1 protein-coding gene is annotated in these 600 nt (G+C 34.7%); it reads right to left on the bottom strand.

Annotated features, from left to right (window positions below; genetic code table 11):
- Positions 1 to 110: 110 nt before the first annotated feature.
- A partial coding sequence (locus AC1DUW_RS31925) for an RrF2 family transcriptional regulator (RefSeq protein WP_477644590.1) occupies positions 111 to 600 on the bottom strand: 490 nt, incomplete at its 5' end.

Here is a 600-nt window from a genome sequence, read left to right as displayed (position 1 = left end):
GAGGATTGGTTGTAGTTCTTACTAGACAATTGAATGATACGATTCTTTGAACTAAGAAAAAAAACCTCTCTTAATTCCCTTTAATTAAGGAATTTCACGAGAGGTTTGTTTTATGTGTTGCTCTTCGAAAAATATTTCCGAGTATCTTCACGTATTTGTTTGGATAAGACACTATCAAGTTCTTCATTTAACCATGAAAGTGATTTACTACGTAAGTCATCACRCATTTTTTCTTCCGCAGAGAGCATAACTAAATTGATGGTGCAAAAGGAGGGAGCTTGACAGCAGTTATTTCTATACAAATAACCATTATCTTTAATATTTTTACATTGAAAAATAGGCTTAGGGCCTTCAATTGCTTCAATTACATCCCAAAAGGAAATCTCTTCCGGAGACTTAGATAATCTATATCCTCCTTTTACCCCGGGGACAGAACTTACAATTCCAGCCTTAGATAATTTACCGAAAACTTTTGAAAGAAATGTCTCAGGAAGACCTTGGAATTCTGCCAAATCCTTTATCCCAATACTATCGTTGGAAGGAACATCAATTAAATAAACCAGACAATGTAAAGCATATTCAACTCCGACACTATACTGC

It is taken from the genome of Peribacillus sp. P4_C12 (assembly GCF_056402095.1).
The sequence above is the reverse complement of the archived record's forward strand: the minus strand, read 5'-3'. Positions and strand labels throughout refer to the sequence as shown.